At 71.9% G+C, this 23819-nt stretch carries 25 protein-coding genes and 1 pseudogene; 8 read left to right on the plus strand and 18 right to left on the minus strand.

The window, feature by feature from the left end; translation table 11 throughout:
* Window positions 1-20: 20 nt before the first annotated feature.
* The 5 genes from ACFZDE_RS00745 to ACFZDE_RS00765 form a co-directional block, all read right to left on the minus strand.
* Window positions 21-200 carry a hypothetical protein gene (locus tag ACFZDE_RS00745; RefSeq protein WP_097215315.1) on the minus strand — a complete coding sequence of 60 codons (180 nt, stop codon included), beginning with the start codon at window positions 198-200 and terminating at the stop codon, window positions 21-23.
* A gap of 80 nt (window positions 201-280) precedes the next feature.
* Entirely contained in the window at window positions 281-1231 is a 951-nt protein-coding gene (locus ACFZDE_RS00750) for a cytochrome c oxidase assembly protein (protein WP_391196141.1), read from the minus strand.
* Window positions 1232-1353: 122 nt separating this feature from the next.
* Window positions 1354-2379: an ATP-dependent 6-phosphofructokinase gene (locus ACFZDE_RS00755; RefSeq protein WP_390991847.1), complete on the minus strand. Its 1026-nt coding sequence runs from the start codon at window positions 2377-2379 to the stop codon at window positions 1354-1356.
* Window positions 2380-2607: 228 nt separating this feature from the next.
* Complete coding sequence (locus ACFZDE_RS00760) at window positions 2608-3336, minus strand: type 1 glutamine amidotransferase (RefSeq protein ID WP_390991844.1); 729 nt, start codon at window positions 3334-3336, stop codon at window positions 2608-2610.
* A 23-nt stretch (window positions 3337-3359) separates the two neighbouring features.
* Complete coding sequence (locus ACFZDE_RS00765; protein ID WP_390991841.1) at window positions 3360-4598, minus strand: MurT ligase domain-containing protein; 1239 nt, start codon at window positions 4596-4598, stop codon at window positions 3360-3362.
* A gap of 158 nt (window positions 4599-4756) precedes the next feature.
* On the opposite strand from ACFZDE_RS00765, the gene def reads away from it, so the two are divergent.
* Complete coding sequence (gene def, locus ACFZDE_RS00770) at window positions 4757-5302, plus strand: peptide deformylase (RefSeq protein WP_391196144.1); 546 nt, start codon at window positions 4757-4759, stop codon at window positions 5300-5302.
* Between the two features lie 63 nt (window positions 5303-5365).
* Here the strand turns inward: def and ACFZDE_RS00775 are convergent, their stop codons facing one another.
* Window positions 5366-6013: a TetR family transcriptional regulator gene (locus tag ACFZDE_RS00775; protein ID WP_391196147.1), complete on the minus strand. Its 648-nt coding sequence runs from the start codon at window positions 6011-6013 to the stop codon at window positions 5366-5368.
* Window positions 6014-6185: 172 nt separating this feature from the next.
* On the opposite strand from ACFZDE_RS00775, the gene ACFZDE_RS00780 reads away from it, so the two are divergent.
* Window positions 6186-7412, plus strand: coding sequence for an acyl-CoA dehydrogenase family protein (locus ACFZDE_RS00780; protein ID WP_390991834.1), 1227 nt, complete (start codon window positions 6186-6188; stop codon window positions 7410-7412).
* Here the strand turns inward: ACFZDE_RS00780 and ACFZDE_RS00785 are convergent.
* From ACFZDE_RS00785 to ACFZDE_RS00815, 7 genes are all read right to left on the minus strand, one after another.
* A complete protein-coding gene (locus ACFZDE_RS00785; protein WP_391196149.1) occupies window positions 7409-7948 on the minus strand; it encodes a cupin domain-containing protein in 540 nt (179 codons plus the stop codon). The genes ACFZDE_RS00780 and ACFZDE_RS00785 overlap by 4 nt on opposite strands.
* A gap of 1 nt (window position 7949) precedes the next feature.
* On the minus strand, window positions 7950-9059 hold the full coding sequence (locus tag ACFZDE_RS00790) for a 3-oxoacyl-[acyl-carrier-protein] synthase III C-terminal domain-containing protein (protein WP_391197410.1): 1110 nt from the start codon (window positions 9057-9059) through the stop codon (window positions 7950-7952).
* 94 nt (window positions 9060-9153) lie between these two features.
* A complete protein-coding gene (locus tag ACFZDE_RS00795; protein ID WP_390991828.1) occupies window positions 9154-9390 on the minus strand; it encodes a DUF6213 family protein in 237 nt (78 codons plus the stop codon).
* Between the two features lie 25 nt (window positions 9391-9415).
* Window positions 9416-10801: an NADP-dependent succinic semialdehyde dehydrogenase gene (locus ACFZDE_RS00800; RefSeq protein WP_391196152.1), complete on the minus strand. Its 1386-nt coding sequence runs from the start codon at window positions 10799-10801 to the stop codon at window positions 9416-9418.
* Window positions 10802-10877: 76 nt separating this feature from the next.
* The gene (locus ACFZDE_RS00805; RefSeq protein WP_391196154.1) at window positions 10878-11336 is read right to left on the minus strand and encodes an NUDIX domain-containing protein; all 459 of its coding nucleotides are present in this window, start codon (window positions 11334-11336) and stop codon (window positions 10878-10880) included.
* Window positions 11333-12871, minus strand: coding sequence for an ATP-dependent DNA ligase (locus ACFZDE_RS00810; RefSeq protein ID WP_391196157.1), 1539 nt, complete (start codon window positions 12869-12871; stop codon window positions 11333-11335). The genes ACFZDE_RS00805 and ACFZDE_RS00810 overlap by 4 nt, the downstream gene beginning before the upstream one ends.
* Before the next feature lie 29 nt (window positions 12872-12900).
* Window positions 12901-13926 carry an FAD-dependent oxidoreductase gene (locus ACFZDE_RS00815; RefSeq protein WP_391196161.1) on the minus strand — a complete coding sequence of 342 codons (1026 nt, stop codon included), beginning with the start codon at window positions 13924-13926 and terminating at the stop codon, window positions 12901-12903.
* Between the two features lie 77 nt (window positions 13927-14003).
* Here ACFZDE_RS00815 and ACFZDE_RS00820 point away from each other — a divergent pair, with 77 nt between their 5' ends.
* From ACFZDE_RS00820 to ACFZDE_RS00845, 6 genes are all read left to right on the plus strand, one after another.
* Window positions 14004-14576, plus strand: coding sequence for a cupin domain-containing protein (locus tag ACFZDE_RS00820; protein WP_391196163.1), 573 nt, complete (start codon window positions 14004-14006; stop codon window positions 14574-14576).
* Between the two features lie 117 nt (window positions 14577-14693).
* Window positions 14694-15659 carry a zinc-binding dehydrogenase gene (locus tag ACFZDE_RS00825; RefSeq protein ID WP_391196165.1) on the plus strand — a complete coding sequence of 322 codons (966 nt, stop codon included), beginning with the start codon at window positions 14694-14696 and terminating at the stop codon, window positions 15657-15659.
* On the plus strand, window positions 15656-16837 hold the full coding sequence (locus ACFZDE_RS00830; protein WP_391196168.1) for an acyl-CoA dehydrogenase family protein: 1182 nt from the start codon (window positions 15656-15658) through the stop codon (window positions 16835-16837). Before ACFZDE_RS00825 ends, ACFZDE_RS00830 begins: the two co-directional genes overlap by 4 nt.
* Complete coding sequence (locus ACFZDE_RS00835) at window positions 16834-17907, plus strand: acyl-CoA dehydrogenase family protein (protein WP_391196171.1); 1074 nt, start codon at window positions 16834-16836, stop codon at window positions 17905-17907. The genes ACFZDE_RS00830 and ACFZDE_RS00835 overlap by 4 nt, the downstream gene beginning before the upstream one ends.
* 214 nt (window positions 17908-18121) lie before the next feature.
* The gene (locus tag ACFZDE_RS00840; protein ID WP_391196174.1) at window positions 18122-19021 is read left to right on the plus strand and encodes a phosphatidylinositol-specific phospholipase C/glycerophosphodiester phosphodiesterase family protein; all 900 of its coding nucleotides are present in this window, start codon (window positions 18122-18124) and stop codon (window positions 19019-19021) included.
* A 122-nt stretch (window positions 19022-19143) separates the two neighbouring features.
* On the plus strand, window positions 19144-19338 hold the full coding sequence (locus ACFZDE_RS00845) for a hypothetical protein (protein ID WP_031107271.1): 195 nt from the start codon (window positions 19144-19146) through the stop codon (window positions 19336-19338).
* A 1-nt stretch (window position 19339) separates the two neighbouring features.
* On the opposite strand, the gene ACFZDE_RS00850 is transcribed toward ACFZDE_RS00845, so the two are convergent.
* The 5 genes and pseudogenes from ACFZDE_RS00850 to ACFZDE_RS00870 all read right to left on the minus strand — a co-directional run bounded on the left by ACFZDE_RS00850 (window position 19340) and on the right by ACFZDE_RS00870 (window position 23806).
* Complete coding sequence (locus ACFZDE_RS00850) at window positions 19340-20515, minus strand: phosphodiester glycosidase family protein (RefSeq protein ID WP_391196177.1); 1176 nt, start codon at window positions 20513-20515, stop codon at window positions 19340-19342.
* A gap of 188 nt (window positions 20516-20703) precedes the next feature.
* A pseudogene (locus tag ACFZDE_RS00855) lies at window positions 20704-21189 on the minus strand (NUDIX hydrolase); the annotation flags it as partial.
* A 93-nt stretch (window positions 21190-21282) separates the two neighbouring features.
* Entirely contained in the window at window positions 21283-21681 is a 399-nt protein-coding gene (locus ACFZDE_RS00860) for a luciferase family protein (protein WP_391196178.1), read from the minus strand.
* Between the two features lie 93 nt (window positions 21682-21774).
* Entirely contained in the window at window positions 21775-22374 is a 600-nt protein-coding gene (locus tag ACFZDE_RS00865; protein ID WP_391196181.1) for an N-acetylmuramoyl-L-alanine amidase, read from the minus strand.
* Between the two features lie 223 nt (window positions 22375-22597).
* Window positions 22598-23806 (minus strand): ROK family protein, encoded by a 1209-nt coding sequence (locus ACFZDE_RS00870; RefSeq protein WP_391196183.1) that lies wholly within the window; start codon window positions 23804-23806, stop codon window positions 22598-22600.
* Between the last annotated feature and the right edge of the window lie 13 nt (window positions 23807-23819).

Genomic DNA, 23819 nt, shown 5'->3' on the forward strand with positions numbered 1-23819 from the left:
GCCGGCCGGGCGGTGGGCGGTCAGGTGCTGCGCGTGGTGGCCACCAGTCCCAGCGTGATCAGACCCAGCACGACCCAGCCGAACCACAGCCAGCCGTTGCTCCCCAGTGCCACCGTGTAGGCCGTCACCACGACCAGCCCGCCCAAGGTGAGCGCTCCCATGGTCTTCGTAGAGTTGGAACCGTTCGTGGAACCGGGCATCGCAACACCCTCCTCATGGTTCGGTCCCTCCATGGTGCCCGGCGGACGCCCGGCGCGCACGGCCCGTACCGAAGAGGTCTTCAGCGCCCCTGCGTGTTCAGTGAGGCGAGATAGGCGTTGTACGCCTCCAGCTCCTTGTCCCCGTCGCGCTCGGCGGCCCGGTCCGTGCGCTTGGCCTGCCGCTGGTCCGAGGCGTACCACTGGAACAGCAGGGCCACCAGCACCAGCACGGAGGGGATCTCGCTGAACGCCCAGGCGATGCCGCCCGCGGCGTTCTGATCGGACAGCGCATCGATGCCGAGCGAGCCGGGCGGGTTCTTGAACGTCTCGACCATCGGCTCGGACGCCATCATCAACGCGATCCCGAAGAACGCGTGGAACGGCATGCCCGCGAACAGCTCCAGCATCCGCATCAGATAGCCCGGGCGGTGCGGGCCCGGGTCGACGCCCATGATCGGCCAGAAGAACACCAGGCCGACCGCGAGGAAGTGCACCATCATCGCGATGTGGCCCGCCTTGGAGCCCATCAGCGTGTCGAAGAGCGGCGTGAAGTACAGCCCGTACAGGCTCGCGATGAACAGCGGGATCGTGAACGCCGGGTGCGTGACGATCCGCATGTACCGGCTGTGCAGGAACATCAGCAGCAGCTCACGCGGGCCCTTGCGCCCCCGCCCCGCCGGCGGCAGCGCCCGCAGCGCCAGCGTGATCGGCGCGCCCAGCAGGATGAGGATGGGCGACACCATGCTGATGACCATGTGCTGCACCATGTGCACGCTGAACATGACCATGCCGTAGTCGTTCAGCCCGGTGCACATCATGAGCACGATGCTCAGCACGCCGAGGGCGAAGGCGACCGTACGCCCCACGGGCCACTTGTCCCCGCGCCGGACGAGCCGCACGACACCCCACCCGTACAGGGCGAGCCCGGCCAGGCAGGCGATGAGGAAGAACGGGTCCGCGGACCACTCCAGCCCGCGCCCCAGCGTGAACGGCGGCAGATCCATGGTCATGCCGTGCCCGCTGTGATCCATTCCGCCGGCTCCTGTTTCGTGGGGGTGTGCAGCAATCTGTCCGCCCACAAGAGTAGAACCGCCCCCGGTCACCACTACGACCGGGGGCGGAAACGGCCCGCCCCCGGCCGGCTACAGCAACCTCAGAGAACGGTCTCCGCCTCTTCGTACCGCTCGTCGGGAACGGTCTTCAGCGTCTGCACGGCCTCCGCCAACGGCACCATCACGATGTCGGTCCCGCGCAGCGCGGTCATCTGCCCGAACTCTCCCCGGTGCACCGCCTCCACCGCATGCCAGCCGAACCGCGTCGCCAGCACCCGGTCGTAGGCGGTCGGCGTACCGCCCCGCTGCACATGCCCGAGGATCACCGGCCGGGCTTCCTTCCCCAGCCGTCCCTCCAGCTCCACGGAGAGCTGCCGGGCGATCCCGGCGAACCGCTCGTGCCCGTAGATGTCCTTGCCGCCCTCGTCGAACTCCATGGACCCGGCGCGGGGCTTGGCCCCCTCCGCCGCCACCACGATCGCGAAGCGCTTGCCCGCCTCGAACCGCTCGCCGACCCGGCGGGTCAGTTCCTCTATGTCGAAGGGCCGCTCGGGCACCACGATGGCGTGCGCGCCGGCCGCCATGCCGGAGTGCAGCGCGATCCAGCCGGTGTGCCGGCCCATGACCTCGACGACCAGGACCCGCTGGTGGGACTCGGCGGTGGTCTTCAGCCGGTCCAGCGCCTCGGTCGCCACACCGACGGCCGTGTCGAAGCCGAAGGTGACATCCGTGACCGCGATGTCGTTGTCGATGGTCTTCGGCACGCCCACGACGGGCAGACCGCTGTCCGACATCAGGCGGGCGGCCTTGAGCGTGCCCTCACCGCCGATGGGGATGATCGCGTCGAGGCCGAGCTCCGCGACATGGCCCTTGGCCCGCTCCACACCGTCCCGCAGATGGGAGGGCTGGACCCGGGAGGAGCCGAGGATCGTGCCGCCGCGGGCGAGGATGCCGCCCACGGCGTCGAGGTCGAGCTTGAGGTAGTCGCAGTCCAGGAGGCCCTTCCAGCCGTCCCGGAAGCCGATGACCTCGTCGCCGTGGTCCACGACGGCGCGGTGCACGACGGACCGGATGACGGCGTTCAGGCCGGGGCAGTCGCCGCCGGACGTGAGGACACCAATGCGCATAGCCCGAATACCTTCTCAACGTGGGCCGGGGACCGGACCACGTTGTCCGGCTGGAATCCCCGCCACCCTAGCGGCATCGAGGGGCCGGACCGAAGCACGCGTCCGCCTGCTGGACGACCCCGCTCACCTGTGCGGATGGGTCGACATACGGGCTGTTGACCAGCAGGTTGACGCGTGCTCCCCGCACGCTGCCGGTACGCGCTCAGGCAGGCTGCTGAGCAGCCGTGTCTACGCAGGCTGCTGCGCGGCCGCGATGCGCTCGTTGCGAAGCGCCTCGTACCAGTGGTCGTCGGTCGGCGGCAGCGCGTTGACGTCCAGGGCCAGCTTCAGCAGCAGGTCCGCGATCAGCGGGTTGCGGGCGAGCACCGGCCCGTGCATGTACGTGCCGAAGACGGTGTCGTTGTACGCGCCCTCCGTGCCGTCGCCCGTGCCGTTGCCGTTGCCGAAGCGCACCTGGGCGAGCGGGCGGGCGGTGGGGCCGAGGTGGGTGACGCCCTGGTGGTTCTCGAAGCCGGTCAGCGGGGGCAGGCCGAGGCGGGCGTCGACGTCGCCCAGCACGTCACCGACGCACCGCGCGCCCTCGCCGCGGGTCGACACCACGTCCAGCAGACCGAGGCCGGGCTCGCGCTGACCGAGGTCGTTGATGAACTCGTGGCCGAGGATCTGGTAGCCGGCGCAGACGGAGAACACGATGGCGCCGTTCTCCACGGCCCGGGTCAGCCCACCGTCCCGGCGCAGCCGCTCGGCGGCGAGCCGCTGCGGCCGGTCCTCGCCGCCGCCGATCAGGTAGATGTCGCCGGAGGTCGGGATCGGCTGGTCGCTGCGCACGTCCAGCCGGGCCACGTCCAGGCGGCGCTGCCGCGCCCGGCGCTCCACGACGAGCACGTTGCCCTGGTCGCCGTAGGTGCTGAGCAGGTCGGGATAGATCCAGACGACCCGCAGTTGGTTGTCGCTCACAAAAGTCCCCTGACGTCTCGTGCTCAGTTGCCGACGCGGCGGCGCAGGTCCTGGAACGCCGTGTAGTTGGCGATGACCTCGATGCGCCCCGGCGGGCACGCCGCCACGGCCTGGTCGAGGTTGTCGTAGACCTGGAAGTGCTGGTCGGCGACCTCCAGGCGCACCGCCAGGTCCAGCCGCCGGTCGCCGACGACGCAGATCGGGTGACCGGTCAGACGCGTGTAGTCCACGTCCCACAGCCAGGAGGTGTCGGTGCCGTCGGCGCCGCGCGCGTTCACCGAGAGGATGACCGGCGTGGGCGGCGGGTCGATCAGGGAGAACGTCTCCAGCCAGCCGGCCGGGTTCTTCGCGAGCAGCAGCCGCAGGTCACGGCCCTGGAACTGAACGACGTCGTAGCGCCCGGCCACCGCCTGCACCTGGTACATCCGCTCCAGCGCGACCTGCGGCGGCACCCCGAACACGGCGGCGACGGCGGCCGAGGAGGCGGCGTTGGCCTTGTTGGCGCGACCGGGCAGCTGGAGGTGGATCGGCCAGGCCGAGCCGTGCGGGTCCAGGACGTGATCGCCCGAGAGCGCCCAGCTCGGCGTCGGACGGCGGAAGCCGCACTCGCCGCAGAACCAGTCGTCGCCCGGGCGCTGCATGACGCCGCCGCACGAGGGGCAGGACCAGGCGTCGTCCTTCCACATCTGCCCCGCCGCGACCCAGATCACATTGGGGGAGGACGACGCCGCCCACACGACCAGCGGGTCGTCGCAGTTGGCCACGACGACGGCCTTGGAACCCGCGAGGCCCTCCCGCCAGTTCTCGGCGAGCATGCGCGTCTCTGCGGCCCGGTCGAGCTGGTCGCGCGAGAGGTTGAGCAGGGCGATGCACTTCGGGGCGGTGTCCCGGGCGACGCCGGCGAGGTACTTCTCGTCGACCTCGATGACGCCGTAGCGGGCGTCGGAGCTGCCGGCGAGGGCCGAGGTGATGCCGGCCGGCATGTTGGCGCCGAGCGCGTTGGAGACGACGGGGCCCGCCGCGCGCAGTGCCTCGGCGATGAGGCGGGTGGTGGTGGTCTTGCCGTTCGTCGCGGAGACCAGGATCACGTCCAGGTTCTGGGCGAGCCGGGCGAGGAGGTCGGGGTCGAGTTTCAGCGCGACCCGGCCGCCGATCACCGAACCGCTGCCGCGCCCTGCGGCGCGTGACGCCGCCGCGACCGCCTTGCCCGCGGTCACGGCCAGCTTGGCCCGCGGCGAGAGCGGGTCCGAGTTGCCTGCCATCAGTTCTCGATCCTCCTTGCGTACGCGCCGCGCCTTGAAGCCTGACGGCCACGTGGTGTGGACCTCAGCCTATCGAGATCCATTCGCACTCCCGAACCGCGGCACTGTGGCGAACTCGTGTGGGAGACGCGGACCGACAGGACCTTACTCTTGCCGCCATGCGACAGAGCTCCATCCCCGGCGCGAACGGCCGTGTGCGGCCCCTCACCCTGCACGGCGATCCGGTCCTGCACACCCCCTGCGCGGAGGTCACCGACTTCGGCCCCGAACTGGTCCGGCTCGTCGAGGACTTGTTCGCGACGATGTACGCCGCCCAGGGCGTCGGCCTCGCCGCCAACCAGGTCGGCGAGTCCCTCCGCGTGTTCGTCTACGACTGTCCCGACGACGAGGACGTCCGCCATGTCGGCCATGTGATCAACCCCCGCCTGGCCGAGAAGGACGGCGTGGTGATCCGGGGTCCGGAGGGCTGCCTGTCCCTGCCGGGCCTGGAAGCGGGCACGGAACGGTACGACCACGCGGTCGTCGAGGGCTTCACGATGACCGGCGACCCCGTCACGATCCACGGCACGGGCTTCTTCGCCCGCTGCCTGCAACACGAGTGCGACCACGTGGAGGGACGCATCTACGCGGACCATCTCAAGGGCTGGCGCCACCGCAGACTGATGCGGCAAGTGGCCAGGGCCTCCTGGCGCCGGGTGGGGTGACTCCTCAGGGGCGCGGGGAACTGCGCGAACAACCCCCACCGGCGGTCAGACGGAAGACGACCTTCAGAACCCCGGACCCCCCACCCGATCCCCCGCAGCAGCAAGCCGCCCCCACAACAGATCAGCCAGGCTCCGCACCAACTCCGCACGGGAACACGGCCGTTCCCCCAGCCACCAATCCCCGGCGGCATGCATCATGCCGACGATCCCGTGCCCCCACACCCGCGCCAGCTGCTGCCCGTCCGGCCCGAGATCCAGTCGCTCCTCGATGACCTGCGCCAGCTCCTCGCCCATCCGCCGCAGCAACGGCGCGCTGTGCTTGCCGACATCGAACCCCTGGTCGCCGCCCGGCTGGCTGCCCTCCGCGGGGTGCATCAGGAACCGGTACACCTGGGGCCGCAGCTCGATCGCCGTGAGGTAGGTGTCCAGCGTCGCCTCGACCCGCTCCCGCCGGTCCGCGGGTGCGTCCAGCGCCGCCCGCAGCGAATCCAGCAGGGCGTCGGTGTGCCGCATGGCAAGGGCCGCGTAAAGTCCGCCCTTGTCGCCGAAGTGGCGGTACAGAATCGGCTTGGTGATGCCGGCTTCCGCCGCGATCGCGTTCATCGAGGCCTGCGGGCCGTCGCGCAGCACCACTCGGTCTGCGGCCTCCAGCAGCTCACGCCGGCGGCGGTCGGCGGACCGTTGCTGATCGGTCCGCTGCGTGGTGTCCATGGTCTCTCCCCACCCGTGCTGTTTCGATGACGCCTGCGCAAACTAACACTGAAGCGTGCCCAGGACACCGAACGGGTGCCGACCGGTCGGTAGGAGTTGACTTCGACTACCCGCCGGTAACAGACTGGTGTTACCGCAAGTAACATGCACGTGTGCCGCTGGAGGGGACGACATGGCCGAGTTCACCATGGAGCTCAACGACGAACAGAAGGAGGTCCGGGACTGGCTGCACGGCTTCGCGGCCGATGTGATCCGCCCCGCGGCCGCCGAATGGGACGAGCGTGAGGAGACTCCCTGGCCGGTCATCCAGGAAGCCGCCAAGGTCGGCATCTACTCCCTGGACTTCTACGCCCAGCAGTACTTCGACCCCACCGGCCTCGGCATCCCCATGGCGATGGAGGAGCTGTTCTGGGGCGACGCGGGCATCGCCCTGTCCATCGTCGGCACCGGCCTCGCCGCCGTCGGCGTCCTCGCCAACGGCACCGAGGAGCAGATCGGCACCTGGATCCCGCAGATGTACGGCGACGCGAGCGACGTGAAGGTCGCCGCGTTCTGCTCCTCCGAGCCCGACGCCGGCTCCGACGTGGCCTCCATGCGCACCCGGGCCGTGTACGACGAGGCCAAGGACGAGTGGGTGCTCAACGGCACCAAGACCTGGGCGACCAACGGCGGCATCGCCAACGTCCACGTCGTCGTCGCGGTCGTCGACGCCGAGCTCGGCTCCAAGGGGCACGCCTCCTTCATCGTCCCGGCGGGGACACCGGGCCTGGCCCAGGGCCAGAAGTTCAAGAAGCACGGCATCCGCGCCTCGCACACCGCCGAGGTCATCCTCGACAACGTGCGCGTCCCCGGCTCCTGCCTGCTCGGCGGCAAGGAGAAGCTCGACGAGCGCCTCGCCCGCGCCCGGGAGAAGGCCAAGCAGGGCGGGGAGCGTGTGAAGAACGCGGCGATGGCCACGTTCGAGGCCTCCCGCCCGGCGGTCGGCGCCATGGCGGTCGGCACCGCCCGCGCCGCCTACGAGGTCGCCCTCGACTACGCCACCACCAGGGAGCAGTTCGGGCGCCCGATCATCGACAACCAGGGCGTCGCCTTCCAGCTGGCGGACATGCGGACGTCCATCGACGCGGCCCGGCTGCTGGTGTGGCGCGCCTCCTGGATGGCCGTCAACGGCAAGCCGTTCACCGCGGCCGAGGGCTCGATGTCCAAGCTGTTCGCGAGCGAGACCGCCAAGAAGGTCACCGGCCAGGCGATCCAGATCCTCGGCGGCAACGGCTACACCCGGGAGTACCCCGTCGAGCGGATGCACCGCGACGCGGCCATCTACACCATCTTCGAGGGCACGAGCGAGATCCAGCGCCTGGTCATCGCCCGCACCCTCGCCGGGGTGCCGATCCGCTAGCGGTGCCGGAGCGGCGTCAGCTGCTCGATGTCGTAGCGCGCCCGCAGCTCCTGGATCGCCGCGTGGTCCGGTGGGCCTGAACCGTCGAGGATCTCCAGCAGTTCCTCGAAGTACCGCTCGTGGTCCGGCGGCGGGCTCGCCTGGAAGAACATCTTCGCCGGGGTGTCCGTCGGGTTGGCGAAGGCGTGCGGGCACCCCGGGGGTACGACGATCACCGTCCCCGGAGTCGCCCGCACCACCCGCTTGCCCGAAGCGGACTCCCACCCCTGCCAGTGGTCGGGGGTGCGGATCCGCGGCTCGAAGGCGAGGACGTCCAGCTCGCCTTCGAGCACGTAGAACAACTCCTCGCTGCGGGTGTGCACATGGGCGCCGACGTCGAAGCCCGGTGGCACGACCACCTCGAACGTGGAGGCCACCCGCGAGTGCGCGCCGGTCACCTTGAAGGTGACGTGCTGGGCGGCGGTCTGCATGATCCGGCCCTGGCCGGGCGGCACGAGCAGCCCCTCGGTCGCCGTGAACGCGGCGGCACCGCTCATGTCACCCCGTCCCGTCCGCGCCGTGCCAGCGGCCCAGGGCCATCTCGGCGGTGATGCCGGGACCGAACCCGGCGAGCAGTCCGCGCGCCTGGTCCCCGGGGCCGCCGTCGTCGAACAGCCGGCGCAGCGCGTCCAGGACGACGGCGCTGGCGATGTTGCCGTACTCGGTGAGCGTGGCCCGGCTGAAGCGGAAGGCGTGCGGGTCGACGTGCAGGAAGGTGCTGAGGTCGTCGAGGATGCGGGGCCCTCCCGCGTGGACGATGTAGAAGTCCAGCCCGGTGGCGTCCCAGCCGTGGTCGGCCGCCAGGTCCTTCAGCGCCGGTGCGAGCGGCTCCATGGTCGACGGGACCCGCTTGTCCAGCAGGAAGTGGAAGCCGGTCGCCTTCACGTCGTACATGATCCAGTCGTCGGTCTTGGGGATCAGGTACGAGCCGTTGCGCTCCAGACGGACGCCCTCGCCGCCCCGGCCGCGGACCACGGCGGCGGCGATGCCGTCACCGAACAGGCCGTTCGACAGCAGCGAGCCGACACCGATGTCGGTCGGCTGGTAGCACAGCGAGCAGAACTCGCACGCCACGATCAGCACGTTGGCCTCGGGGTACGCCGTGCAGAAGTCGTGGGCACGGTTGATCGCCGCGCCGCCGGCCGCGCAGCCCAGCTGGGCGACCGGCAGCTGACGGGTGGTCGGGTCGAAGCCCATCTCGTTGATCAGCCAGGCCGTGAGCGAGGGCATCATGAAGCCCGTGCACGACACGTAGATGATCAGGTCCACCTCGGAGGTGAGCAGCTCCGCGTCGTCCAGCGCACGCTGCACCACCGCCGGCACCCGGGCCTTCGCCTCGGCCTCGTAGAGCTTGTTGCGGTCCTCGAACCCGGGGTGCCGCAGCGTCTCCTCGATGGGCTGCACGATATGCCGCGTGCGCACCCCGGTGTTCTCTATCAGGCGGAGGGCCAACGGCAGTTGGGGGTGGCCGGCGTGGCGCTCACGCGCCAGCTCCAGCGTCTCCTCCATCGTGATCACGTGCTCTGGAACGGACACCGAGGGTCTGCACAAAGTCGCCATGAACCGTGCCTGCTTTCGCCTCCCGGAAGGCCCTTCGGCCCCGGTCAGGGTGTGGTTCACCTCAAGGGTGGTCCACCCACGATCACCCGGGCGTTCGCCGACTTCGCGCCGGACTACTCCGTATCAGGGATGCCCCCACCGCTCAGGTCGCGGTCCCACTGCTGTGCGCGATGCACGCCACGTCGATGCGATCGGCCAGTTTCGCCAGCTCGATGGCCAGCTCGGCCACCGTGTCCTCGTCCAGCCCCGACTCCCCGCTCTCCACGAGCCGCACCCACCGACCCCCCACCGTCCGCAAGAGCTTGCTGACGTCCACGGCAGACACCTGCAAGGTCCCGCGGTCGTCGACGATCAGAGGCAGAGTCACTTCGCGGTTCACAGACGGGATCGTAGCCCCGCAACACTCACGCACCATGCCAAACAGTGGTGATGTTGCAGAACTCGCGGATTCCGTGCCCGGACAGCTCACGCCCGTACCCGGACCGCTTCACTCCGCCGAACGGGAACGCCGGATGGGACGCGGTCATGCCGTTGACGAACACCCCGCCGGCCTCCAGGTCCCGTACGAACCGGTCGACCTCCGCCTCGTCCCGCGTCCAGACGTTCGAACTCAGCCCGAAGGGGGAGTCGTTCGCGATCAGCACCGCCTCGTCCAGGTCGGCCGCCCGGTACAGCGTCGCGACCGGCCCGAACGCCTCCTCCCGGTGGATCCGCATCTCGCGGGTGATGCCGGCCAGGACCGACGGCAAGTAGTACCAGCCGGGCCCCTCCGGCCGTTCGCCACCGCACAGCACCTGCGCCCCGGTGCGTACCGCGTCGTCGACCAGCTCCTCCAGATCGCGCAGCCCCTGCTCGCTGGCGAGCGGCCCGACCTGGGTGTCGTCGGCCATGGGGTCGCCGACCTTCAGCGCCTTCATGCCCTCGGCGAACCGCTCGGCGAACGCGTCGTAGACGTCCGTGTGCACGATGAACCGCTTCGCGGCGATGCAGGACTGCCCGTTGTTCTGCACCCGCGCGGTCACCGCGACCTGGGCGGCCCGGTCGATGTCGGCGGAGGGCATGACCACGAACGGGTCACTGCCGCCCAGTTCCAGCACCGTCTTCTTGATCATCTCCCCGGCGGTGGAGGCGACCGCGCGCCCCGCGGGCTCGCTGCCGGTGAGCGTGGCGGCCTTGACGCGCTCGTCGCGCAGGATCTCGTCGACCGCCCCGGAGCCGATCAGCAGGGTCTGGAAGGTGCCCTCGGTGAAACCCGCCCGGTGGAAGAGATCCTCCAGGTAGAGGGCGGTCTGCGGGACGTTCGAGGCGTGCTTGAGCAGGCCCACGTTGCCCGCCATCAGCGCCGGCGCGGCGAAGCGGATCACCTGCCACAGCGGGAAGTTCCACGGCATCACCGCGAGCACCGGACCGAGCGGCCGGTAGTGGACCCGGACGCGTGAGGCGCCGGAGTCCTTCACATCGGAGTCGGCGGGTTCCTCGTCGGCGAGGAGTTCCTCGGCGTGGTCGGCGTACCAGCGCATCGCCTTGGCGCACTTGGCCGCCTCGGCCCGGGCCTGCTGGATCGGCTTGCCCATCTCGGTGGTCATCACGCGGGCGATGTCCTGCTGGTCCTCGTCAAGAAGGTCGGCGGCCCGGTGCAGCAGCCGGGCGCGCTCGTCGAAGCTCGTCGTCCGATACGTGCGGAACGTGGCCTCCGCGAGCTGGAGCCGGCGCTCGATCTCCTGCTCTCCCATGGCCTCGTACGTCTTGAGCGTCTCGCCGTTCGCCGGGTTCACCGTTGCGATGGGCATGGCTGACCTCCCTCGGAGCGGGCTGTGTCTCGACCTTCCCGCGCGGCGCAGGGGAGCGCAACGCGGGAGCGTCTCCTCAGGGCGAGTGCTCCGCCAGCCGGTCGAGAAACGCCGCCTGCGCCTTGACGATCACCGAGCGGGCCCGGTCGAGGCCGAACCAGGCCACCCGGTCCAGCTCGGGGAACTCCTGGAGCCGTCCCGACCTCGGCGGCCACTCCATCCGGAAGGTGCCGGGCGTGATGGCCGCCGGGTCGAGGTCCGCCCGGATCGCCCAGGCCGTGACGATCTTGCCGCCTGTCTGCCGGACCTCGCCGAGGTCGATGGCCTCGCCGTCCGGCGGCGGCAGCCCCAGTTCCTCCTGGAACTCGCGGCGGGCGGCCTCCCAGGCGGGCTCGTCCGGCTCGTACTCGCCCTTGATCACGGTCCACGCCCCGGCGTCGCGCCGGGTGAAGAACGGGCCGCCCATATGGCCGAGCAGCACGTCGAGGCCGTCGTCTCCGGGGTGGAAGAGCAGCAGGCCGGCGCTGCGCTTCACGGCGCCACCTCCGGGTGCGCGGCGAGCAGCGCCTCGACCGTGTCGGCGTCCTCGGGGCGCTTGTCCTCCCGGTAGCGGACGACACGGGCGAAGCGGAGGGTGACGCCGGCCGGGTAGCGGGTGGAGCGCTGCAGCCCGTCGTAGGCGATCTCGACGACGAGTTCGGGCCGGACCCTCACCACATGGTCGTCGGTCTCGACGGCGAGCTGCTGGAGGCGTTCGGTCTGCCAGGTGAGCATCGCGTCGGTCATGCCCTTGAACGTCTTGCCGAGCATGGCGAGGCCGCCGTCGGCGGTGCGGGCGCCGAGGTGGAGGTTGGAGAGCTTGCCGGTGCGGCGGCCGTGGCCCCACTCGGCGGCCAGGACGACCAGGTCGAGGGTGTGGACAGGTTTGACCTTCAGCCAGGAGGCCCCGCGCCGGCCCGCGCTGTAGGGGGCGTCGAGCGCCTTGGCCACGACGCCCTCGTGGCCGCGCCGCAGCGTCTCGGCGAGGAACTCCTCCGCCGTGGGCGTGTCGTCCGGCCCGGACACCAGGGTGCGCCGCACCCGCATCGGCTCGGGCACCAGCCGGGCCAGCTCGGCGTGCCGCTCGGCGAAGGGCAGGTCGAGCAGGTCATGGCCGTCGACGGACAGCGCGTCGAAGAAGACGGGGGAGACCGGCACCGCGCGGGCGGCCGTCGCCACGTCCGTGCGGGAGCCGACACGGCCGGCGGTCTCCTGGAACGAGCGGGGGCGCCCGGCCTCGTCGAAGGAGATCACCTCGCCGTCCAGGATGAACCGCTCACCCCGCAACTCCAGAGCGGCGGCCGTCACTTCGGGCAGCCGATCGGTGATGTCGTCGAGCGTGCGGGTGTACAGCCGCACGGTGTCGCCGTCCCGGTGCAGCTGGACGCGGATGCCGTCCAGCTTCTCCTCGACCGCGCAGGCGCCGAGCTTGTCCACGGCCTCGCCGACCGAGGAGGCGCTGTGCGCGAGCATCGGCCAGACCGGACGGCCGACCGTGAGACGGAACCGGTCGAGGGCGGCGGGGCCGTCCGCGAGCAGGGCCTGCGCGACCGTCTGGAGGGAGCCCGCCAGCATCACGGCCCGCCGTACGTCCGCGGGCGGCGCCCCGGTCGCCTGGGCGAGGCCTTCCACCGCCACGGCGTCCAGCGCACCCTGCCGCACCTCGCCGGTGAGCAGCCCGAGCAGGAACCGCTGCTCGTCCGCGGTGGCGGCGCCCATCAACTCCCCGACCAGCCGGACCCGTTCCGCCTGCGAGCCGGGCCCCGACACCTGGGCGAGACCGGCCAGCCTCGCGTCCACCTCGCGCACGGTCAGGCCCGGCTCGGCCGCCGGCTCCACCGGGCGGCTCAGCACCTTCCAGCCGACGCCGATCCGCCCCTGCGGCAGCCGTCCCGCCAGGTACGGGATGACGATCGGCACATCGTCGGCCTCCGCGTCCCGGAAGAGCTCCGCGAGCAGCGCCGTCTTGCGGGACCGCGCCGAGGTGGCGGCGACCTCCTGGGACACTCGGGCCAGCCGGTGCAGCAGCATGCAGCCATGGTGCACCGGAGGCGAGGCCTCTACACCTGGGCGGCCGCGTCGAGGTCGGTCATCAGCAGATCCCCGACGATCGCCGACGCCGCCCGGTATCCGCCGCTGGCCGCGTGCACGACCTGCTCGGCGAAGCCGATCGCGTTGCCCGCGGCCCACACGCCCGGCACGCTCGTCAGCCCGGTCGCGTCGACCACCGGATACGCGCCGAACGGCGTGTCGTGCAGCTCGGCACCGAGCCCTTCCAGCAGGCCGGTCCGCGGAACCGCCCGGGGCGCGAGGAACAGCACCGAGCGCGCGTGTTCCGTGCCGTCCGCGAGCCGGATGCCGGTGAGCCGGTCGTCCTCGGTCACCAGCCCGGCGACCTCGCCGGGCACCACCTCCACCCCGGCCGCGGCGAGCCGGCGCAGATCCTCGTCGGACAGCTCCTCCTCGGCGACCGCGTGCAGGAAGAACCGCACGTCCTTCGACCACTGGGACACCATCAGGGCCTGGTGCACACTCGCCGGGCTCGTCGCCAGCACCCCGAACGGCTGGTCGCGCACCTCCCAGCCATGGCAGAACGGGCAGTGCAGCACGTCCCGGCCGAACCGCTCGGCGACCCCAGCGACGGCGGGCAGCTCGTCCTTCAGCCCGGTCGCGACGACCAGCCGCCGGGCCCGTACGGTCCGGCCACCGGCCAGAGCCACGACGAAGCCGTCACTCTGTGCGCCGGTGTGGTCCTCGCCCGCTGCGCCTGTGTGGTTTTCGCCCTGCGGCCCTGCGAGGTCCTCGCCCTGCGACCCTGCGAGGTCCTCGCCCCGTGTCACCTCCACCACCCGGTCCCGCACGAACTCCACGCCGTAGCGGACGATCTCCTCCCGGCCGAGCGCCAGGAATTCGGCGGGCGGCATGCCGTCCCGCGTCAGATAGCCCTGCATGTGCGCGGCGGGCGCGTTGCGTGGTTCGCCCGCGTCGACCACGAGCGTGCGGTGCCGGGCACGCCCCAGCACCAGCGCCGCGGACAGCCCCGCCGCGCCCCCGCCGATGACGACCACCGCGTATTTCTCGGTCATGTGACCACCTCCGCTGCCGAGCGTCGCCCCGGCACCGCGGGATTGACAAACGACTTTGCCGAACCTGCAATACGACCATGACGACGGACGAGGTACTCGCGGGCGTGGGCCCCCGGCTGCGGCAGATGCGCAAGGAACGGGAGGTGACCCTGGCGGCGCTCTCCGAGACCACCGGCATCTCCGTCAGCACCCTCTCGCGGCTGGAGTCCGGCCTGCGTAAACCCAGTCTGGAACTGTTGCTGCCGATCGCGCGCGCCCACCAGGTGGCGCTGGACGAACTGGTCGGCACCCCGCCCCCCGGCGATCCGCGCGTGCGCTCGAAGCCGATCGTCATGGGCGGCCGCACCCACTGGCCCCTCACCCGCCAGCCCGGCGGCCTCCAGGCCTACAAGGTCCTCGAACCCAAGCGCAGACAGGAGCCGGATCCGCGCACGCACGAGGGCTACGAGTGGCTGTACGTGCTGTCCGGGACGCTGCGCCTGGTGCTCGGCGAGCACGACGTGGTGCTCACGGCGGGGGAGGCGGCCGAGTTCGACACGCGGGTGCCGCACTGGTTCGGGTCGACGGGGGAAGGGCCCGTGGAGTTCCTCAGCCTGTTCGGGCCGCAGGGCGAGCGGATGCATGTGCGGGCCCGGCCGAAGGGCGCGTGACGTACGGGGACCCTCCACGGGTGACTTTGCCGGGAGACGGTTCCCTGATGGGCAAGCGACCGCTTAGTATGCGAACCGACCCCGGTCAGACGAAGCAGTCCCCCGTGGAGGCCCCGCATGCAGGCATGGCAAGTGCACGAGAACGGCGAGCCGGGCGAGGTGATGCGCCTGACGGACGTACAGCCGCCCACGCCCGGTGACGGCCAGGTCCTGCTCAAGGTGCGGGCGGCCAACATCAACTTCCCGGACGCCCTGCTGTGCCGCGGCCAGTACCAGGTCAGGCCGCCACTGCCGTTCACCCCGGGCGTGGAGATCTGCGGCGAGACCGAGGACGGCCGCCGGGTGATCGCCAACCCGGCGCTGCCGCACGGCGGCTTCGCCGAGTACGCCGTCGCGGACGCCGCCGCGCTGCTGCCCGCGCCGGAGGCCCTCGACGACGCCGAGGCCGCTGCCCTGCACATCGGCTACCAGACCGGCTGGTTCGGCCTGCACCGCCGGGCCGCTCTGGAGGCCGGCGAGACCCTGCTCGTCCACGCTGCCGCTGGAGGGGTCGGCAGCGCGGCCGTGCAGCTCGGGAAGGCCGCCGGCGCCACCGTCATCGGTGTCGTCGGCGGCTCCCGGAAGGCGGCCGTCGCCCGGGAGCTGGGCTGCGACGTGGTGATCGACCGGCGTTCCGAGGACGTCGTCGCCGCCGTCAAGGAGGCCACCGGCGGCCGGGGCGCCGACGTGATCTACGACCCGGTCGGCGGCGAGGCCTACACCCAGTCCGCCAAGACCGTCGCCTTCGAGGGGCGCATCGTGGTCGTCGGCTTCGCCAGCGGCACGATCCCCAGCCCGGCCCTGAACCATGCCCTGGTGAAGAACTACTCGATCGTCGGCCTGCACTGGGGCCTGTACAACACCAAGAATCCCAAGCTGGTCCAGCACTGCCACGAGCAGCTCACCGAACTGGCCGCCCGGGGCGCGATCAAGCCGCTGGTGAGCGAGCGCGTGCCGCTCGGCGGGGCGGCCGCCGCCGTGCAGAAGGTGGCGGACGGCCTGACCACCGGCCGCGTCGCGGTCGTCATGGAGGAGGCGGCATGACCGACGCCGAGGAACTGCGCACCCGTACCCGGGAGTTGCTGGCCGCCCACCCGCCGGCCTCCACTGACCGGCTGGACTTCCTGCGGGCCCGCTTCGACGCCGGACTCGCCTGGGTGCACTACCCGGAGGGCCTCGGCGGGCTCGGCGCTCCCCGCTCCCTCCAGGCCGTGGTGGACGCCGAGCTGGAGGCCGCCGGGGCGCCCGACAACGACCCGCGGCGCATCGGCATCGGCCTCGGCATGGCCGCGCCGACGATCCTCCAGTACGGCACCGAGGAGCAGAAGCGGCGCTTCCTGCGGCCCCTGTGGACCGGCGAGGAGGTCTGGTGCCAGCTGTTCAGCGAGCCGGGCGCCGGGTCCGACCTCGCCGCGCTGGGCACTCGGGCCGTCCAAGAGGGCGAGGAGTGGGTCGTCAACGGGCAGAAGGTGTGGACGTCCAGCGCCCACGTCGCCCGCTGGGCGATCCTCATCGCCCGCACCGACCCGGACGTGGCCAAGCACCGGGGCATCACCTACTTCGTCTGCGACATGACCGACCCGGGCGTCGAGGTGCGGCCGCTGCGGCAGATCACCGGTGAGGCTGAGTTCAACGAGGTGTTCCTCACCGACGTCCGCATCCCGGACGCGCGGCGCCTCGGCGCGATCGGCGAGGGCTGGAAGGTCGCCCAGACCACGCTGAACAACGAGCGCGTGGCCATCGGCGGCATGCGACTGCCCCGCGAGGGCGGCATGATCGGCCCGATCGCGAAGACCTGGCGCGAGCGGCCCGAGCTGCGTACCCACGACCTGCACCAGCGGCTGCTGAAGCTCTGGGTGGAGTCCGAGGTCTCCCGCCTCACCGCCGAGCGGCTGCGCCAGCAACTCGTCGCGGGCCAGCCCGGCCCTGAGGGCGCCGGCATGAAACTGGCCTTCGCGCGCCTCAACCAGGAGATCAGCGGCCTGGAGGTGGAACTCCTCGGCGAGGAGGGCCTGCTGTACGACGACTGGACCATGCGGCGCCCCGAGCTGGTCGACTTCACCGGCCGCGACGCGGGCTACCGCTACCTGCGCTCCAAGGGCAACAGCATCGAGGGCGGGACCAGTGAGGTCCTGCTGAACATCGTCGCCGAGCGCGTCCTGGGCCTGCCCGCCGAGCCGCGCACCGACAAGGACGTCGCCTGGAAGGACCTGGCCCGATGAGCGACCTGCTGTACTCGGAAGAGGAAGACGCGCTGCGCGCCGCGGTCCGCGACCTGCTCACCGACCACTGCGACGCACCCGGCGTCATCGCCCGCACCGAGTCGGACACCCCGCACCACCTGGCCCTGTGGAAGGCCCTCACCGAGGGCATGGGCCTGGCCGGTCTGCTGGTGCCCGAGGAACTCGACGGCCAGGGCGCCACGCACCGCGAAGCCGCCGTGGTGCTGGAGGAACTGGGCCGCGCGGTCGCGCCCGTGCCCTATCTGACGAGCGCGGTCGTCGCCACCGAGGCACTGCTGGCCTGCGGCACCGACGACCTGCTCCGCGACCTCGCCACCGGCACCACGATCGGCGCCCTCGCGGTCGCCCTGAACGTCGCGCCGGGCGCCGCCTACAAGGTCGTCCGGCACGAGGACGGGCTGCTGCACGGCGAACTCACCGGCATCGCGGACGCCGCCGTCGCGAACGTCCTGCTGGTGCCGGCCGACGACGGCGGTCTGTACGCGGTCGACGCCCGCGCCGCAACCGTCACGCCCCGGACCTCCCTGGACCTGACGCGGCCGCTCGCGACCGTCACCCTCGACGGCGTGCGGGGCCGGCTGCTGGGCGACGCCGAACCCGCCGTGCGCCGGGCCCTGCGTGCCGGCGCCGGGCTGCTCGCCTCCGAGCAGTTCGGCCTTGCCGAGTGGACACTCACGGAGACGGTCCGCTACCTGAAGGAACGCAAGCAGTTCAACCGGCCCGTCGGCGGCTTCCAGTCGATCAAGCACCGGCTGGCCCAGCTGTGGCTGGAGGTCGTCAACGCCCGCGCGGCCGCCCGCAACGCCGCCGACGCCCTGTCGACCGGCGAGGACGTGGACGTGGCCGTCACCGTCGCCCAGGCCTACGCCGCGCCCGTGGCCGTGCACGCCGCCGAGGAGGCCGTCCAACTGCACGGCGGCATCGGCATGACGTGGGAGCACCCGGCGCATCTCTACCTCAAGCGCGCCAAGGCCGACTCCATCGCCTACGGCACGCCGGGCGCCCACCGCGAGGCCCTGGCCGCCCTGGTCGACCTCCAAGCGCCATGACGGCTCCTCGACTCCCGGCATCCTGACTCCCGGTATCACTTCGGGAAGCTTGAGCAAAGGCCCGTCCCACCAGGGGCGGGCTCTTTCGCGTGCCTCGCCGGTGAAGTGAACGCATGGCGGCAGTCCGGCCAACTCCATGCGCAGGCCTGCTCCTTGAGCCTGCCGGGACCCATACTCACAGGGTTCCCGTACGGCATCTCCAGGGAGGCGGAGCATGGCCCTCACCACCCGTCGCACGGCACTCACCACCCTCGGCGCAGCGCTCGCGGGCTCGATCGCCCTGCCCGCCACACCCGCGTCGGCAGACGAACTCACGGGCAGACCCGCCCGCACCCACACCGGCGAACACACACCCATGCCCCGCCCGTTGTGGCGCGCCCACGCCCACAACGACTACGAGCATCCCCGCCCGCTGCTCGACGCCCTCGACCACCGCTTCGGCAGCGTCGAAGCCGACATCCACCTCGTCGACGGCCAACTCCTCGTCGCCCACGACCCGGAAGACCTCGACCCGGCACGCACCCTCGAATCCCTCTACCTCGACCCGCTCGCCGCCCGCGTGCGCGCGAACCACGGTTCGGTGTACCGGGGGTACCGCCGCTCGCTGCACCTGCTCCTCGACATCAAGACCGAGGGCGCCTCGACGTACCTCGAACTCGACCGCCACCTCAGGCGATACCGGCATCTGTTCACCACCTGCGTCCGCGGTCGCGTGCACCGCGGGCCGGTCACCGCCGTGATCTCCGGCGACCGGGCGGCCCGCGCCCCCATGGAGACCCAGACCGTCCGGCGGGCCTTCTACGACGGTCGCCTCACCGACCTTGGCAGCCCGGCACCGGCCTCCTTCATCTCGCTGATCAGTGACAACTGGACCCTCCACTTCACCTGGCAGGGCGTCGGCACCTTCCCGGACACCGAGCGGCACAAGCTGCGGGCCATCGTGAAGGCCGCCCACCGGCGCGGGCGGAAGGTGCGGTTCTGGGCGACTCCGGACCTGCCCGGACCCGCCCGCGACGCGCTCTGGGGCGAACTGCTCGACGCGGGCGTCGACCACCTCAACACCGACGACCTCGCCGGACTGCAGGCGTTCCTCGACGCCCGCCGGACGCCTTAGGCGCACAGGCGAACACCACACGTTCGGCGGACAGGTCAGCCGCCCGGACGAACCCTTCGCTACGCCACACTTGCGCCCGAACGCCGTGAACCGGACATGGCGGTGTGGCGGAGGAGTTGACGATGGCCATTTCCATCTCTGTGGTGCTGCTGCTCTTGATCCTTGCGGTGATCTTCCTGCGCAACGGCGGGCTGAAGGTCTCCCACGCGCTGGTCTGTCTGCTGCTCGGCTTCTACCTGGCCAGCACCAGCATCGCCCCCACCATCCACAGCGGCCTCACGGCGACGGCGGACATCGTCAGCGGTCTGCGTCCCTGAGTCACCACGAGAACACGCCGATGCCGTTCGGCACGAGCCGTTCGGCGCCACCGCTGGGGTGGTTGCGCACCGAGACCGTGCTCGCGCCCGCCTTCCGTGCGACCAGCGTCGACGACCCGCCGCCGTCCAGACTGAAGGCGTCCACCGAGCCCAGTTTCCGCATGGTGCCGGCGACTTCGGCGATCGTCAGACCGCTGCGGTAGGCGGCGGCGCCGTCCAGCGCGAGCAGCAGCACCCGCCGTCCACTGTCGGCGATCCCCACGGCCGTACGGACGGCCGACGTCGTGTTGTCGAGGCCCGGCAGCGGCTGCCCGCCCGACAGCACCGGGTAGCCGCCGAGGGCGAGCCGGTACGCCACGCCGCCCGTGGCCGCCACGAGCCCGTGCTCGATCTCGACCGATTGACCGGTGGAGAACTTGCGCAGCTGCTGGGCGCCCGCCTCCCGGCCGACCAGCACGGTCGTCCCCGCGGCGATGGGGCCACCGCCCGGGGCGTTCGCGGCGGAGACCACCGTGCCGTCGCGGACCGTCACCTCGTAGGTGTCGGTGCTGCACGGAGCGGCCCGGTCCGTGTCCGTGCCACACGTGGCGCGCACCCGGGAGACGCTGCCCCACTCGGAGGTGAACGCGCCGACGGAACCCACCGGCAGCGCGTACTGGTTGAGTCCTCCCAGCGGCAGCCGCGCCTCGGCCGTACGGACCGAACCGGCCAGTGTGAGCCGGTCCAGACGCGCCCGCCCGTCGGTGCCGACGCCGAAGACGTCCTCGGTCGTCGTGCCGGGCGGCAGCGCCGGCCCGAAGCGCTGGCCCTTCGGGACTGCCGCCTTGAGTGACCGTCCGGCCGCGATCGCCGGACCCACGCTCGCTCCGGTCGCCTCGACGCCCGGGTGCTGTGTCTCGGTGATGTTGAAGAAGTCACCGTTGACTCCGGCGACCGCGCCCTGGGTGTTCGCCATCGCCGAGACCCGCGCGCGTGCGGCCACGGCTCCCGGGTAGAGCAGATCGACCCGTACCTGCGGGTGGCTGAGGTCGACCCTCAGCAGATGTGCGTGCGTCACCCCCTGGGCCGCCTTGATGTCGAACTCCTCGTACGTCACGCCCGGCGCGACCCGTCCGCCCTTCTGGACGGCGCCGGCCGGAGCCGCCCCCGCCACGGCCGCACCGGCCAGTGCGGCCAACGCCGTGACACACGCCAGTGCCGCTCTGCCTGCTCCCCGCCACCTGCGACGACCTGCCACCGTGCCCCCTGATGTCTCGTCAACTGTCGGGACCCTCAGGGGCAGTGCACCAGACAGCGGGGCTACGGCAGGGTGGGGGAGCGCGGACTACGCGGGAACGGCTGAAAAAACGCACCCCTCTGGGTGCTTCAGCTGTCGCCCGTCCCGGTGGCGTACGGCGTGTAGTGCGCGGGCGTGTGGTCGATCGGCAGGCCGGGCCGCCAGGCGGTGAGGGCCTGGGCGCTGCACACGAACAGCTGCGACGGCAGCCGGTCCAGGGCGAACCAGCGCCAGCGGCCCACGCTCTCCCCGGGCTGGTCCGACGGCTCACCCCGCCAGGCGGTGACCCGGGCCGCCACGGTGGTACGGACGACACCGCCCACGTCGTCCAGCAGCGTCCCGAGCAGCCGGACGTCCTCGGGCCGGGCCGCGAGCCCCGTCTCCTCGCCGAGCTCGCGCACCACCGTCTCCCGCAGCGACTCCCCGGGTTCCACCATCCCGCCGGGCAGCTCCCACGTCCCGAGCCGGTGCCGGCCCAGCAGCAGCCCGCGAGGCCCGTACACGATGGCACCCACCCCGAGCGTGGCATGCGCGGGCGGTGGCTTGCCGTCGCGCGGCCGGGAGGAGACCCGGGCCACCTCGGGCGCTGCCGTGCCCCGTCGCGAAGGGTGCGTCCCGTACGGGTCCCAGGCCTCGGTCTCGGCCGCCTCCGGTTCGTCCGTCAAGGTTCAGCCACCCGCCACGGCGTCACGCGGCAGCACCGTGACCCGGTGGTGGTTGCACCCGGAAGGCCGCGGCTGATCCTCGTCGTCGGGCGGGCTCTGATGGGCCTTGAGGGCGATGCTCACCAGGCTCAGCAGCAGGTCGACGTCCGCCTCGCAGTCGAGATGGACCGTCACCCAGCACGACCCGGGCAGCAAGTGGATCGCACTCGTAGCGGCGAAGCCGTCCTGGAAGCGCTGGATGGCCCGGTGGGTGAGGTGGAGGTCCACATCTCTCGCGGAGTGGAAGTGGACGATCTCGTCGCGGACGGAACGGAGCGCCCTTCCGTTACCGCAACTCGCCGGGCCCGCCATCAGGTCGGGCCAGGCCTGCAGGCGCTCCAGGGCGCGCTGGGCCAGAGTCATGGCCCCATCGTCGCCTGCCCACCGGCCCGCAACCAGCGGTTGAGTCATTTGTAACCGGGACGTGAGGTGGATCGCGGGGCGTCGACCAGGTGTTCAGGCGGCGGTGACGAGTCTGAGGTAGCGCTTCCAGTCCCAGTGCCGGCCCGGGTCGCTGTGGTCCCTGCCAGGTACCTCGTGATGGCCGATGATGTGCGCGCGGTTCTTCGGGATGCCGTACCGCTCGCAGATCGCGGCAGTCAGCCGGGCCGACCGCTCGTACATGACGTCGGTGAAGTACCCGGGCCGGTCCACCCAGCCCTCGTGCTCGATGCCGATGCTGCGGGTGTTGTAGTCCCAGTTCCGCGCGTGCCAGGCGATGTCGGACTCGCGCACGCACTGCGCGACCCGCCCGTCGGAGGAGCGCACCACGTAGTGCGCGGACACCTTACTCGCCGGGCTCCGGAAGACGTTCAGCGTGCCGGCGAAGGTCGTCTGCGCCACGTGGATGATCACGTAGTGCAGTGGATGGGCACGGGGCCGGTTCGATGGTGTGTAGTTGCCGCGGCGCGCCGGCCGCCATGCCGCTCCGGGGTGGTCGACGGTCCGGGGCCTGGCATCCGCCCGGGTGCTGGGGAGCAGGGCCGTCGGGACGGCGGCGAGGGCGGCGCCCGCGAGGATGCCTCGCCTGCTGGGGAGGAGGGTGGTTCGGTGCATGGGTGTGCCTTCCGGGCTCGACGGGAGGGTGTGTGCCGCTCAACTGGCGGAGCCGCGGCCGTTGCTGTCGCGGCCCGCTGTGATCACGTTACGGCGCCTGCATGTCGGCCGGGAGAATGCGGTGCACATCCGTGGACGGGCTTTCGGATGTGGACAACTCCCTCACCCTCCCGGGTGAGGGGAAGAGTCCGGACGGATCGGCGGACGGGGCCGACGACCTGTCTCAGGCCTGCCCGGCGACGGCCGCGGGATCGTCCAGCACCGCCCGGACCACCGAGTGCGCGGCCCCCAGCAGTGGCCCCTGGGGCCCCAGCCCGGACACGGACACGGGGCAGGCCGGACCTGCCGTGCGCCGCGCCAGCTCCTCCCGCAGCGAGGGCAGCAGCCAGGGGGCGAGACCCGACAGCTCCCCGCCCAGGACCACACTCTCCGGGTCGAGCAGGTTGACCGCCCCCGTCAGGGCCACGCCGAGCGCCGTACCCGCCTCGCGCAGGGCACGCCGTACGGACTCGTCGCCCTGCGCGGCGCGCCCCGCGAGCAGCCCGACCCGGTCCTCGCCGGGTTCCAGGCCGGCCGCGCGCAGCACCGCCTCCTCACCGGCGTACTGCTCCAGACAGCCCCGCCCGCCGCAGGCGCACTCCGGCCCGTCCGGCCGGACCGGCACGTGCCCCAACTCGCCCGCGAAGCCGCGGGTTCCACGCAGTAGCCCGCCGTCCACCACGACCGCGGCACCGATACCGATCTCCGCCGAGACGTGCAGGAAGTCGCGGGGTGTGCCGTCGCCCAGCCAGAGTTCGGCGAGGGCGCCGAAGTTGGCCTCGTTGTCCACCGTCAGCGGGAGGTGCGTCGGCAGCAGTGTGCCGAGGTCGGTGTCGTGCCAGCCGAGGTTCGGGGCGCGCACGACGGTCCGGGCGTCGCGCGCCACCAGCCCCGGCACCGCCACCGCGAGTCCGGCCGCCCACAGACCCTCGCCCTCCGCCTCGGTCACGACCTGCCGGATCAGCTCGGTGAGCTCCGCGAGCACGGGCCCGGGCGAGCGGCCGCGGTTGGCGCCCTGCCGTACCGCCCGCGACCGGGTCGTGCCGCGCAGGTCCACGGCGCAGACCGCGAGGTGGTCGACGCCGACCTCCGCGCCGATCCCGGCCGGACCGCGACCGCTGACCGCGAGCGCGGAACCGGGTCGGCCCACCCGGCCGGGCCGCTCCGGACCCAGCTCCTCGAGGAGCCCCGAGCGGATGAGCTCGTCGACGAGCGTCGAGACCGCCGCCCGGGTCAGACCGATCCGTGAGGCGACGGCGGCCCGGGACAGCGGCCCTTCGTCGCGGACGGCGTTCAGGACCCGGGCCAGGTTGCGGCGGCGCATGCCCTGCTGGGTGTCGGGTAGGGCGCGTCCCGGCCCGGTGGGACGGGCCTCGTGCAGCGGTGCGGTCATGCCTGACGCCAGT

Origin of the sequence: Streptomyces sp. NPDC007929 (assembly GCF_042959065.1) — a bacterium.
Taxonomy (GTDB): domain Bacteria; phylum Actinomycetota; class Actinomycetes; order Streptomycetales; family Streptomycetaceae; genus Streptomyces.

Excerpts from the sequence above, each read along its gene's own strand:
- ACFZDE_RS00775 (WP_391196147.1), bottom strand. The coding sequence starts at position 6,013 with ATGGACACCACGCAGCGGACCGATCAGCAACGGTCCGCCGACCGCCGC.
- ACFZDE_RS00750 (WP_391196141.1), bottom strand. The coding sequence starts at position 1,231 with ATGGATCACAGCGGGCACGGCATGACCATGGATCTGCCGCCGTTCACG.
- ACFZDE_RS00755 (WP_390991847.1), bottom strand. The coding sequence starts at position 2,379 with ATGCGCATTGGTGTCCTCACGTCCGGCGGCGACTGCCCCGGCCTGAAC.
- ACFZDE_RS00860 (WP_391196178.1), bottom strand. The coding sequence starts at position 21,681 with ATGACTCTGGCCCAGCGCGCCCTGGAGCGCCTGCAGGCCTGGCCCGAC.
- ACFZDE_RS00835 (WP_391196171.1), top strand. The coding sequence starts at position 16,834 with ATGAGCGACCTGCTGTACTCGGAAGAGGAAGACGCGCTGCGCGCCGCG.
- ACFZDE_RS00845 (WP_031107271.1), top strand. The coding sequence starts at position 19,144 with ATGGCCATTTCCATCTCTGTGGTGCTGCTGCTCTTGATCCTTGCGGTG.
- ACFZDE_RS00825 (WP_391196165.1), top strand. The coding sequence starts at position 14,694 with ATGCAGGCATGGCAAGTGCACGAGAACGGCGAGCCGGGCGAGGTGATG.
- ACFZDE_RS00840 (WP_391196174.1), top strand. The coding sequence starts at position 18,122 with ATGGCCCTCACCACCCGTCGCACGGCACTCACCACCCTCGGCGCAGCG.
- ACFZDE_RS00870 (WP_391196183.1), bottom strand. The coding sequence starts at position 23,806 with ATGACCGCACCGCTGCACGAGGCCCGTCCCACCGGGCCGGGACGCGCC.
- def (WP_391196144.1), top strand. The coding sequence starts at position 4,757 with ATGCGACAGAGCTCCATCCCCGGCGCGAACGGCCGTGTGCGGCCCCTC.
- ACFZDE_RS00800 (WP_391196152.1), bottom strand. The coding sequence starts at position 10,801 with ATGCCCATCGCAACGGTGAACCCGGCGAACGGCGAGACGCTCAAGACG.
- ACFZDE_RS00785 (WP_391196149.1), bottom strand. The coding sequence starts at position 7,948 with ATGAGCGGTGCCGCCGCGTTCACGGCGACCGAGGGGCTGCTCGTGCCG.
- ACFZDE_RS00745 (WP_097215315.1), bottom strand. The coding sequence starts at position 200 with ATGCCCGGTTCCACGAACGGTTCCAACTCTACGAAGACCATGGGAGCG.
- ACFZDE_RS00765 (WP_390991841.1), bottom strand. The coding sequence starts at position 4,598 with ATGGCAGGCAACTCGGACCCGCTCTCGCCGCGGGCCAAGCTGGCCGTG.
- ACFZDE_RS00780 (WP_390991834.1), top strand. The coding sequence starts at position 6,186 with ATGGCCGAGTTCACCATGGAGCTCAACGACGAACAGAAGGAGGTCCGG.
- ACFZDE_RS00810 (WP_391196157.1), bottom strand. The coding sequence starts at position 12,871 with ATGCTGCTGCACCGGCTGGCCCGAGTGTCCCAGGAGGTCGCCGCCACC.
- ACFZDE_RS00820 (WP_391196163.1), top strand. The coding sequence starts at position 14,004 with ATGACGACGGACGAGGTACTCGCGGGCGTGGGCCCCCGGCTGCGGCAG.
- ACFZDE_RS00830 (WP_391196168.1), top strand. The coding sequence starts at position 15,656 with ATGACCGACGCCGAGGAACTGCGCACCCGTACCCGGGAGTTGCTGGCC.
- ACFZDE_RS00865 (WP_391196181.1), bottom strand. The coding sequence starts at position 22,374 with ATGCACCGAACCACCCTCCTCCCCAGCAGGCGAGGCATCCTCGCGGGC.
- ACFZDE_RS00815 (WP_391196161.1), bottom strand. The coding sequence starts at position 13,926 with ATGACCGAGAAATACGCGGTGGTCGTCATCGGCGGGGGCGCGGCGGGG.